Below are 11370 nucleotides of genomic sequence, written 5' to 3'. Positions count from 1 at the left end.
CTACCCGACTATCTTCGTTTTCGGGCCGGCCTCATGAATAAGCCGGGATTAAGCCTGCTCCCCAACCAACACCAGATGACTTCTGGCACCCATAAGCCGCAGTGGAGAGAGATCATCCCGGATGACTGGGAAAAAGGGGTTACAAAGCATGAGTATTGGTTACAGACATCGTCATACGCAGAGCTAGCGGTCAGTGCAGCCGGACTGGATGTTGCCAAGCTTTCTGAGTTAATTGACCACTCTGACAATCTGACTCGGCCAGCATTCGATCAGATGATTGAAACTCTGTCTTCCGATCAGATTCGGTCGCTTCCTGAAGATCAACGACAAATCCTATGGCGTCGACTTTCCAAGTTCACCAAGAAACACCGGCGATTCCCAGAGGCAGAGTGGTCGCTACCTGACGAGCTGTTAAAGCCGCTCGAGGCAGTTATGGATAAGCTGGCCCCGACTGATCCCTTACTCTTATACCAGGAGCTTTTTTCAGGTCGAGACTTTGACCTCTACGAGGAGTCTGGAGACTGGGAGGAGCAGCGTAGAAAGCTTGATGAGCGGCGAGCATCAGCCATCAGTGAGATTATTGCAAAAGATGGTGTAGACGGTGCAATTCGTTTTGCCGAGACCGTCTCATCACCTCGTGATGTTGGCGCCGCATTGGCTGACCTATCTGTGCCGGATATTGAAAAAACGCTGCTACCGAACTTTTTGGATTCTGAGAACGAAAAGCACCTGGACCTGGTGGGCGCGTTTATATGGCGCCGCCGTCATGATGAGGGCTGGGATTGGTGCGACAGGGTAAATAGAGCGGGATGGAGTCCCAAACAAACGGGACAGTTTCTCGCTTGCTTGCCTTTCAGTCGAGAAACTTGGGAGCGAGCAGCGCAGTGGCTTGAAGAGCATCAGGAGCATTATTGGGCTCGGGCAAGTGCTTTCCCCTATGACGCCAAAGAAGATCTCGAATTTGCCATTGAAAAGCTACTCGAATACGGGCGGCCACACGCAGCCATAACCTGTCTGGAAAGAATGCTGCACTCGAAGAGGGCGATTGATCCGCAGCAATGCGTGCGCGCTCTTCTTGGGGCGCTAAAATCCAGCGAGCCAAACCACGCCATGGATAGTTATCACATGGTTCAACTGATAAAGCACTTACAGTCGGATAGTGCCGTTAGTGATGACGACCTTTTCAGAGTCGAATGGGCCTATTTGCCATTACTTAATCAACTCGATGGGAACAAACCTGTTTACTTACAGCGAAAATTGGCTAATGAGCCTGATTTTTTCTGTGAAGTAATTCAACTAATTTATCTTTCGGACAAGCAGGGAGACAAGGTCGGAGAGCCTTCTGAAGAGCAAACGGCTATAGCCACCAACGCCCACCGATTGCTCCGTGAGTGGACAAGACCGCCTGGACTCAAAGATGACGGAACGTTTGATTCTGAACACTTCAAAGGTTGGCTTCAAAGGGTTAGAGAAGTTTGTACGGAGTCAGGCCACTTGAATGCGGCACTGCTCAACATTGGCAAGACATTGATTTATTCGCCACCCGATGCGGATGGTTTATGGATCAATAGAGCCGTGGCTGATGCGCTGAATAATCGTTACTCGGAAGAGATGCGCGATGGCTTCAGAACCGCTTTATACAATTCTCGCGGTGTTCACACGGTTGATCCATCAGGCAAACCGGAAATGGATCTAGCTGAGAAATACGGAAAGATGGCCGAGGATGTCGAGAACGCGGGTTGCCACAGGCTGGCCGTGACCTTGCGGGGCTTATCAGAAAACTATATCAGGGAAGCAGAACGGGTCAGAGCAGGTTTTGGAAAAGACGAATATGAATGACGGTAATAGAGTTTTGGGGGCTAGCGAGTGAAGGTAGTTGATGCACTATTGAAGGCTATTCGTGACGCCGGCACCTTCAATCCTGACATTCAGGTCGCCCCTGCCTGCCTCCTCTGGCCAGACCGTGACCGGCAATGGGAAGCGGTTATTCCGGTCCTTCAGGCGGAATTGCCGGAGCTTCTGGTGCTGGGTGACTATGCCCCCGAAAAGCGCACCGGCCCGGCGATTTGGCTGCGCTGCGTGATTGCCGGCTTGGTGGATGAAGTATCCCTGGTAGATGGGACGATACCCATTCTCTACCTGCCCGGCGTCAGCCGTCAGGATCTGCGGGCGGTGGAAGGTTGCCCGGATTCGCTCAAGCCGCTGGCTGAGTTGCAATACCGGGGGGTGATCTGGTCCCAGGTGAATGCCAAGGACTGGACCATCCTTGCCTACCTGAAGTCGGATCAGGGTGGTCTTGGCCTGGATGTGGCACAGGACAGCGAAACCCGGCACGCCATGCAACTGGCGCTGTACCGACTACTCGACGAAGACGTCGACTTGCTCAAGGGCAAACGCCTGGATAAGGACTACTTCAATACCCTGTTAACCGGCGGCGACCCCACCCGGGATTTGCTGCTGTGGCTGGACCAGGGCGATGCATTCCAGGCTGCGAGGGGTGAGAACGAATGGCGGGCTTTTGTGGCGGTATGCACCTCCCAGTTGGCTTTCAATCCGCAGCATGAGGGGGTGCTGGCCGGGTGCGCCAAGCTTGCGGCCCACGAGGGGCCTTGGCAGGCGGTTTGGCAACGTTTCTGCGAGGCGCCCCACCGCTACCCCCATATTCCCGCCCAAATTCGCAAGTGCCAACCGCCGGCCTTTGATCTGTTTGCCGATGAAACCGTGGCCGGTGGCTGGCCTCAGTGGAACCAGAGCCAGGAAGACCACCTGCGCCGTGACTTGCTGGCTCTGGCCCAGGCTCCTGCGCACCAGGCCCGAGCCAGAATACTGGAGCTCGAACAGATACACGGCGGCAGGCGATCACTGGTATGGGCGGAGCTAGGGGAAGCTCCGATGGCGTGTGCACTGGAACACTTGGCCGCCATGGCCAACTATGCAAAATCGTCTCTGGCGGCGGGTTCTGTGGATGATCTGATGGACGGCTATGCCAACGCTGGCTGGAAAGTGGATGACGGCGTAATGCGCGCCTTGGCCCAAGTGGAGAGTACGTCTGACTTTGAGGCTGTCACAACGGCAGTCAGGGCGGTTTACCTTCCGTGGCTGGAAGAATCCGCCCGCTACCTGCAGAAGATCGTTGATGGTGCCTCCTATCCGGGTGGCTCCTGCACAACGGTGCCCCCATTTCCGGCAACTCCCGGCGATTGTGTGCTCTTTGTCGATGGGCTGCGCTTTGATACGGGCAAGCGGCTGGCAGAGATGCTGGAAGCTTCAGGGCTGGATGTGGACGAGGCGCCCACCTGGGCCGCTTTGCCCAGCGTGACCGCCACAGGCAAGGCGGCGGTGACGCCAGTCCGGGATAAAATTCGGGGGGGCGATGGCAGCGCGGATTTCGAACCCGCCGTGGCGGCGACCGGCCAGTCCCTCAAAGGTGGCTATCACCTCAAGAAACTGCTGAAGGACACCGGCTGGACGCTGCTGGATCGAACAGAGGACGGCCAGGGGGAAGGTTTCGCCTGGTGTGAGTTTGGCGACATCGACCATGAAGGTCACGACCGTGGCTGGAAGCTGGCCAAACACCTGGAAAGCCTTTTGAATGAAGTGCAGAACCGCATTACCGAGCTATTGGCGGCGGGCTGGAAGCGAGTGCGCGTCGTCACCGATCACGGCTGGCTGCTTCTGCCCGGGGGGCTACCTAAAATTGACCTGCCCAGCGTACTGGCTGAAAGCAAATGGGGGCGCTGTGCCGCACTGAAGGCCGGAGCGGAAACCCAGGAGCGACTCTTCCCCTGGTACTGGAATCCCAGTCACTACTTTGCCCTGGCCGATGGCATCAGCTGTTTCAAGAAAGGTGAGGGTTACGCTCACGGCGGCCTGAGTCTACAGGAGTGTCTGACACTCCAATTGGTGGTGACGGGTGGCGCCTCCGCACAAGGGGCCATGGAGTTTACCGACCTGGTGTGGAAAGGGTTGCGTTGCACGGTGGCGGTGACGGGCGACTATTCAGGGCTCACATTGGATATCCGTACCCGCGCGGGTGAAGCGGCCAGCAGTGTTGTGGTCGGGTCGAAGCCGCTCAAGGCCAATGGCACCGCTTCCGTGGTTGTCGAAGATGAAGATCTGGAAGGGCAGAAAGCGGTGGTTGTTCTGCTCGACGAAAATGGTTCTCTGGTTGCCCAAACGGGCACCGTGATTGGTGGGGCTCTTTCTTAAGAGGCAAATGTGATGGAATTGGACGATATCGACAGAAAGGCCGCAACGGCCCTGGATGGCTACCTGGTGCGAAAGGACCTGGTACGAACCTTCAGCCGCCAATTCCCGGTACCCACCTATGTGGTCGAGTTCCTGCTCGGGCGATATTGCGCAAGCACCGACCAGGAAGAGATCAACGAAGGCCTGGAGATCGTGCAGCGGCAGCTCAAGTCTCGCACCGTCAAGGCCGGTGAGGAGGAGCTGTTCAAGGCCCGGGCAAGGGAAAACGGTGAAGTCAAAATCATCGACCTGATTACCGCCCGCCTGGATACGAAAACAGACTCCTATATTGCCTCCCTCCCCAGCCTCCGCCTGAACGACGTGCGGATCTCACCGTCTTTGGTAAACGAGCATGAGCGGATGCTGACCGGCGGTTTCTATGCCGAGGTAACGCTCAATTACGATGCTGCCATTGCCCAGGAAAGTAATGGTCGCCCCTTCGGTGTCGAAGCCCTGCGGGAGATCCAGCTCTCCAAGCGCGACGTTTTGGATACCCTTGCAGAGGCCCGGAAGGAATTTACGACGCAGGAGTGGAAAGAGCTGCTGCTAAGGTCCACGGGGATTGAGGCCAGCGGCCTGTCGGAGCGGCAACAGGACGCAATTTTGTTGCGTATGGTGCCCTTTGTTGAGCGTAACTATAACCTGGTGGAGCTCGGCCCCAGGGGTACTGGTAAGAGCCATTTGTTCCAGCAGGTGTCACCCTACGCCCACCTGATTTCCGGTGGTAAGGCCACGGTGGCCAAGATGTTCGTAAACAACGCCAGCGGTCAGCGGGGTTTGGTCTGTCAGTACGACGTGGTCTGCTTCGACGAGGTCTCGGGTATTTCCTTCGACCAGAAGGACGGCGTGAACATCATGAAGGGCTACATGGAGTCGGGTGAGTTCAGCCGTGGCAAGGAAAATATTCGAGCCGATGGCAGCATCGTACTGGTGGGCAACTTTGACGTGGATGTGGAACATCAGCAGCGGATAGGCCACCTGTTCGGCCCCATGCCCCCGGAAATGAAGGATGATACGGCCTTCATGGACCGTATCCACGCCTTCTTGCCAGGCTGGGACGTGCCGAAAATCAGCAAGGAGCTGTTAACCGACCATTTCGGCCTGGTCAGCGACTTCCTGTCGGAGTGCTGGAGCCAGCTGCGCAATCAGAGCCGGGTCAGCCTGATTCAGAACCGGGTGTTTTTTGGTGGCGCGCTGTCCGGGCGGGATACCAATGCGGTGAACAAAACGGTCAGCGGCCTGCTCAAGCTGCTTTATCCTGGTGACGATGAGGTCTCGGACGAAGATATCGAATGGGCCGTTCGCATTGCCATGGAAGCCCGGCGCCGGGTGAAGGAACAGCAGAAACGGATTGGTGCGGCAGAATTCAGGAATACCCATTTCAGCTATGTCATGGGCGCCGATGGTGTTGAGAAATTTGTTTCCACTCCAGAACTCCAGAGCGAGAACAGCATTGGTGACGATCCCCTGGAGCCTGGCCAAGTATGGACCGTCTCTCCGGGTGGCGGAGAGGAACATCCCGGTCTGTACCGGATCGAGGTGAACGAAGGCCCAGGGTCGGGCGTCAAGGTCCTGAACAAGCCGGTACCGCCCGCGTTCAAGGAAAGCATCGGTTATGCGGAGCAGAACCTATACGCCCGGTCGGCGCAACTGGTAGGCGACAAGGATCCGCGTCACCACGAGTTTACGGTTCAGTTGCGAGCGTTCGACGCCTCCAAATCAGGCGCCAAGCTTGGCATGGCGTCTCTGGTCGCATTGAGCACGGCGCTACTGAAGAAAAGTGTGCGCGGTGGTTTGATCATTGTGGGGGAGATTAATCTGGGGGGCTCCGTGGAGCCGATCCACAATCCAGTGACGATTGCGGAAATCGCTGTGGAGAAGGGCGCGACCGCATTGCTGATGCCTGTTGCCTGCCGCCGGCAGTTATTTGACCTGTCGGATGATATGGCGACCAAGATCGATATCCAGTTTTATTCCGACGCGCGGGATGCTCTGCTCAAAGCCGTTGTGGAGTAGGCGCTCGGCCAGACATTAGTAAAATCGCCTTCGTGGCCGACGATCATTCGCCCCAGTCGGCAAAACGCCCGGCAAACGGCTTGGGCCGGGGGAAGGCGAGGTCGCCGTGCTTGCTCGTGCCCAGGCCCAGCGAGACCAGCGACTCCGCCAGCTTGACCGCGGCGCTGACGCCTTCCACCACCGGCAGGCCGAGTTCCCGGGTCAGGCGCTCGGTCAGGTCGGCCATGCCGCCGCAACCGAGCACGATGGCGCCGATGCCGTCCTCGTCCCGCGCCCGACGACACTCCGCCAGCAGCGCCTGATAGGCGTTGCCCGCCGGGTTCTCCAGCTCCAGTACCGGCAGATCGATGGCGCGCACGCGGCGGCAGTGCTCGCGGAAGCCGTATTGGCTCAACAGGTGCTCGGCGATGATCGCGGTGCGGCCGAGCGTGGTGACCACCGAGAAGCGGGTACTGATCAGTGTCGCCAGGTGAAAGCCGGCCTCGGCGATGCCGATGACCGGCGCCCGGGTCAACTCCCGCGCCGCCATCAGGCCAGGGTCGCCGAAGCAGGCGATCACATAGGCGTCCATCCCCTCGGCCTCGCCGCGACGAATCTCCTCCAGCACGCCGACGGCGCTGATCGCCTCGTCGAGGTGGCTCTCGATCGATACCGGACCGCTCGCCGGCTGGCTGACGTGGATCTCGGTGGCGGCGGCGGCCACGCGGCTGGCGCAGGCGCCGATCTTGTCGGTCATGCTGGCGGTGGTATTGGGATTGATGACATGGATGTGCATCGGCGGGTACCTTGGCGAGAGTCGGCGCCGGGAGCCAGGCGCACTTGTTTTGTCCACAAAAATAACCGATTTTGGATACAATATCGATTGATCGCTGCCTTCGCTGAATCGCGACTGCCGGCAGCGGAATCGAAAGAACAACAGACACAGGAAGGTCGCCATGTCCGAATATCCCCGTGACCTGATCGGCTACGGCCATACGCCGCCCCAGGCCAACTGGCCGAACGGCGCACGCATTGCGGTACAGTTCGTGCTCAATTACGAGGAGGGCGGCGAAAACTGCGTGCTGCACGGTGATTCCCACTCCGAGCAGTTCCTCTCCGAGATCGCCGGGGCCGAGGCCTATCCGGACCGCCACCTGAGCATGGAGTCGATCTACGAATACGGTGCGCGGGCCGGCGTGTGGCGGGTGCTGCGGGAGTTCGAGCGGCGCGGGTTGCCGCTGACGATCTTCGGCGTGGCGATGGCGCTGGAGCGCAATCCGGAAGTCGCCCAGGCCTTCAAGGAGCTGGGCCACGAAATCGCTTGCCACGGCTGGCGCTGGATTCACTATCAGAACGTGCCGGAAGCGGTCGAGCGGGAGCATATGCAGCGCGCGCTCAATATCTTCGAGACACTGTACGGCGAACGCCCGCTCGGCTGGTACACCGGCCGCGACAGCCCCAACACCCGGCGCCTGCTGCTCGACCAGGGCGGCTTTCTCTACGATAGCGACTATTACGGCGACGACCTGCCGTTCTGGAGTGACGCTCAAGATAGCCAGGGCCAGACCCATCGTCACCTGATCGTGCCCTATACGCTGGACACCAACGACATGCGCTTCGCCTCGCCGACCGGCTTCGACCATGGCGAGCCGTTCTTTCAGTATCTGCGTGACGCCTTCGACGTGCTCTATGCCGAGGGCGCGGAGACGCCGAAGATGCTCTCGATCGGTCTTCACTGCCGCCTGGTCGGCCGCCCGGGACGTTTCCGCGCGCTGCAGCGCTTCCTCGATCACGTCGAAGCTCACGACCGGGTGTGGATAACGCGGCGTGTGGATATTGCGCAGCACTGGGCTGCCGAACATCCGGCTTGAATAGCGAGGAATCCCTCATGTCACAACGCGCTTACTACGCCCCCCACGGCGGCCTGCCGCCGCAGACCCAGCTGATCCATGACCGCGCGGTGTTCACCGAGGCCTATGCGGTAATCCCCAAGGGGGTGATGAGCGACATCGTCGTGAGCTTCCTGCCGCACTGGGAGAAGACGCGGCTGTGGGTGTTGTCGCGGCCGCTGTCCGGTTTCGCCGAGACCTTTTCGCAGTACATCATGGAAGTGTCGCCGGGCGGCGGCAGCGAGCGCCCCGAGCCGGATGCCGGAGCCGAGGGCGTGCTGTTCGTGGTCGAGGGCGAGCTGCGCCTGACCTTCGACGGCGAGACCCACCTCATGGCGCCGGGCGGCTACGCCTATCTGCCGCCGGGCTGTGCCTGGCAGTTGCGCAACGACAGCCAGGCGCCGGTGCGTTTCCACTGGATTCGCAAGGCCTACGAGTTCGTCGAAGGGTTGGAGGTGCCGGCGGCGTTCGTCACCAACGAGCAGGAGATCGCGCCGACGCCGATGCCAGATACCGACGGCAAGTGGGCCACGACCCGCTTCGTCGATCCGCAGGATGTCCGCCACGACATGCACGTCACCATCGTCACCTTCCAGCCGGGTGGCGTGATCCCGTTCGACGAGACCCACGTGATGGAGCACGGCCTTTACGTGCTCGAAGGCCGGGCGGTCTATCACCTCAATCAGGACTGGGTCGAGGTCGAGGCCGGCGACTACATGTGGCTGCGCGCCTTCTGTCCGCAATCCTGTTATGCCGGCGGACCGGGGCCGTTCCGCTATTTGCTCTACAAGGACGTCAACCGGCACATGAAGTTATCGTTCTCGAAGCCATAAAAAACCGGCGCCCGAGGGCGCCGGCAGCAAGGGAGCGCGGGGTGCGCTCGGGAGAGAGGTCAGGAGGCGACGGCGGCGGCTACCGTGGCGCGCTTCATCGCCATCGAATAGAACAGCGCACCCAGGCCGCCACCGATGAACACCGAGAAGTGGCCGAGATCGCCCAGTGGCAGGAAGTTGATCACGATGCCGATGAGCGACGCGGCGACGACCGCCTTGACCGCTGCCGGATTGAAGCCGTTGCGGTACCAGTAGGGGCCGGCCGGGTCGGTGCTGAACAGGCTATCGACATCGATCTGGCCGCGGCGGATGCGGTAGAAATCGGTGATCAGGATGCCGTAGAGCGGGCCGATGGCGGCGGCCAGCAGATCGACGGTGTAGTGGATGATCTCCGGGTTGCTGAACAGGTTCCACGGCGTCAGGAAGATCGAACCGACGGCGGCGATGAAACCGCCGGTGCGGAAGCTGATCCGGCTCGGCGCCATGTTGCAGAAGTCGAACGCCGGGGCGACGAAGTTGGCGACGATATTGATGCCGATGGTGGTGGTGACGAAGGTTGCCGCACCCAGCACCACGATGAAGGTGTTGTCGAGTCGGGCGACGGTCTGGATCGGATCGTCGATCATCTCGCCGAATACCGGCAGGGTGGCCGAGACCATCATGACCGTCGTTGCCGAAAACACCAGAAAGTTGACCGGCAGGCCCCAGAAATTGCCGCGTTTGACGTCACCCATGCTGCGCGCGTAGCGGGTAAAGTCGCCGAAGTTGAGCGTCGGCCCGGCGAAGTAGCCGGCGACGATGGCGGCGGCGATCACCATCTGCCACAACTGCTCGCCCGGCGAGAGCTGGATGTCGCTCAGGGTGAAGCTGATGTTGGACCAGCCCGCCTGCCACACCAGCCACGCCGCCAAGGCGAACATCACCAGATAGACCGCCGGGCCGCTCCAGTCGATGAAGCGCCGGATCGAATCCATGCCGTGCCAGAACACCACGGCTTGCAGGCACCACAGCAGCATGAAGCTGATCCAGCCGAGATAGGAAAGGCCCAGGAAGCTCGGGTCGGCCAGCGACTCCATGCCGGGGAAGAGGCGTAGGATCACGATCGTCAATGCGTTGGAGGCCAGATAGGTCTGAATCCCGTACCACACCACGGCGATGAGTCCGCGAATCATCGCCGGGATGTTGGCGCCCAGCACGCCGAAGGAGAGCCGGCAGATCACCGGGAACGGCACCGCCGCCTGCTGGCTCGGTTTGGCCATCAGGTTGGCGAAGATCTGTACGATGCAAATTCCGACCAACAGCGAGATCAGCACCTGCCAGCCGGCCAGGCCAAGCGCGAACAGGCTGGCGGCGACCACGTAGCCGCCGACGCTGTGTACGTCGGAAAGCCAGAAGGCGAGGATGTTGTACCAGTTCCAGTTCTGTTGGGTAGGCGCGAGGTCGGCGTTATGGAGCCGTTCGCTGTACTGTTGTGTTGAGGCATGCGGTTGCTGTGGCATGGCGAATGCCCTCCGCGTGGGCAGCTTATGGTTGTGGTTCCCATTTTTGTATACAAGATATGTGCCACAACTACCATTAGACATCGGCAGAAGACGTCACCGGCGGAGAAACTTGCCTCGAACCGGAAAAACCATGCCGATGATCAAGCGGTTGGAACGCAAAGCATCCAAAACCGTTGGGCTGGTACCCATAGCGTGATGTCGCATAGCAGCTGCGCCAACCTCATGCCATGAGGATAAACAGGCTTCCATGCGCTACCGATGTGCATGTCGAGGTCGGTTTGCACTTATTAGGTGCATGTGTGTTTCGCTAGATTTTGTATACGATGATCTTGAAGAAGTCGAATCCGCCGAGCGAAAGAGGACGACCATGCTAGAACTGACAGCCCAACCCCTGACCCCGGAGGCCTTCGCCCCGTTCGGCGATGTCATCGATGCGCGCACCAGCGCTTCGTTCGCGATCAATGGCGGACGCACCCGGCGCCATCACGACCTTGCCCGGGTCGAAACCCTGGGCGAGGGCGCGCGTACGCTGATCAATCTGTTCGTCAGCCAGCCGGTCGCGCTGCCGTTGGAGCTGGAACTGCTGGAACGCCATCCGTTGGGCAGCCAGGCCTTCGTGCCGTTGCACCAGGAGCGCTTCGTGGTGGTGGTGGCGCCGGCGGGGGAGGCGATCGATCCCGCCTCGATCCGCGCTTTCGTCACCGACGGCCGCCAAGGGGTCAACTACCGCGCCGGTACCTGGCATGCCACTCACTCGGTGCTGGAGCGCGAGGGCGAGTTCCTGGTCATCGATCGCGGCGGTGAGGGCAACAACCTCGACGAGAGGCCGATGGCGATTCGGGTGTCGGTATAAAACGACGATGCCCCGCCGAAGCGGGGCATCGAAGCGTCGTCGTGAAAGCG

8 protein-coding genes are annotated in these 11370 nt (G+C 60.0%); 6 read left to right on the top strand and 2 right to left on the bottom strand.

Annotated features, from left to right (window positions below; translation table 11 throughout):
* The 3 genes from DOM57_RS19680 to brxL form a co-directional block, all read left to right on the top strand.
* Positions 1-1839, top strand: a 1839-nt coding sequence (locus tag DOM57_RS19680) for a hypothetical protein (RefSeq protein ID WP_204353047.1), incomplete at its 5' end; no start/stop codon positions are given.
* A 27-nt stretch (positions 1840-1866) separates the two neighbouring features.
* Entirely contained in the window at positions 1867-4209 is a 2343-nt protein-coding gene (gene pglZ / locus DOM57_RS19675) for a BREX-1 system phosphatase PglZ type B (RefSeq protein ID WP_110650944.1), read from the top strand.
* A gap of 12 nt (positions 4210-4221) precedes the next feature.
* Entirely contained in the window at positions 4222-6264 is a 2043-nt protein-coding gene (brxL, locus tag DOM57_RS19670) for a BREX system Lon protease-like protein BrxL (RefSeq protein WP_110650942.1), read from the top strand.
* 43 nt (positions 6265-6307) lie between these two features.
* Here brxL and DOM57_RS19665 read toward each other — a convergent pair whose 3' ends face one another.
* A complete protein-coding gene (locus DOM57_RS19665; protein WP_110650940.1) occupies positions 6308-7039 on the bottom strand; it encodes an aspartate/glutamate racemase family protein in 732 nt (243 codons plus the stop codon).
* A gap of 160 nt (positions 7040-7199) precedes the next feature.
* Here DOM57_RS19665 and puuE point away from each other — a divergent pair, with 160 nt between their 5' ends.
* Both puuE and DOM57_RS19655 read left to right on the top strand, forming a co-directional pair.
* Positions 7200-8114 (top strand): allantoinase PuuE, encoded by a 915-nt coding sequence (gene puuE, locus DOM57_RS19660; RefSeq protein ID WP_110650938.1) that lies wholly within the window; start codon positions 7200-7202, stop codon positions 8112-8114.
* Between the two features lie 17 nt (positions 8115-8131).
* Positions 8132-8965: a bifunctional allantoicase/(S)-ureidoglycine aminohydrolase gene (locus DOM57_RS19655; RefSeq protein ID WP_110650937.1), complete on the top strand. Its 834-nt coding sequence runs from the start codon at positions 8132-8134 to the stop codon at positions 8963-8965.
* A 59-nt stretch (positions 8966-9024) separates the two neighbouring features.
* Here the strand turns inward: DOM57_RS19655 and DOM57_RS19650 are convergent, their stop codons facing one another.
* A complete protein-coding gene (locus tag DOM57_RS19650) occupies positions 9025-10464 on the bottom strand; it encodes an NCS1 family nucleobase:cation symporter-1 (RefSeq protein WP_110650935.1) in 1440 nt (479 codons plus the stop codon).
* A gap of 370 nt (positions 10465-10834) precedes the next feature.
* On the opposite strand from DOM57_RS19650, the gene DOM57_RS19645 reads away from it, so the two are divergent.
* On the top strand, positions 10835-11320 hold the full coding sequence (locus DOM57_RS19645; RefSeq protein WP_110650933.1) for an ureidoglycolate lyase: 486 nt from the start codon (positions 10835-10837) through the stop codon (positions 11318-11320).
* The last annotated feature ends 50 nt before the right edge of the window (positions 11321-11370 follow it).

The sequence above is a fragment of the Salinicola peritrichatus genome, from assembly GCF_003206715.1.
Classification (GTDB): Bacteria; Pseudomonadota; Gammaproteobacteria; order Pseudomonadales; family Halomonadaceae; genus Salinicola; species Salinicola peritrichatus.
Note: the sequence above shows the minus strand (reverse complement) of the source record. Positions and strands in the feature narration are given on the sequence as shown.

Coding starts and splice junctions, on each gene's coding strand:
- DOM57_RS19650 (WP_110650935.1), bottom strand. CDS start 10,464: ATGCCACAGCAACCGCATGCCTCAACACAACAGTACAGCGAACGGCTC.
- DOM57_RS19655 (WP_110650937.1), top strand. CDS start 8,132: ATGTCACAACGCGCTTACTACGCCCCCCACGGCGGCCTGCCGCCGCAG.
- DOM57_RS19665 (WP_110650940.1), bottom strand. CDS start 7,039: ATGCACATCCATGTCATCAATCCCAATACCACCGCCAGCATGACCGAC.
- DOM57_RS19645 (WP_110650933.1), top strand. CDS start 10,835: ATGCTAGAACTGACAGCCCAACCCCTGACCCCGGAGGCCTTCGCCCCG.
- puuE (WP_110650938.1), top strand. CDS start 7,200: ATGTCCGAATATCCCCGTGACCTGATCGGCTACGGCCATACGCCGCCC.
- brxL (WP_110650942.1), top strand. CDS start 4,222: ATGGAATTGGACGATATCGACAGAAAGGCCGCAACGGCCCTGGATGGC.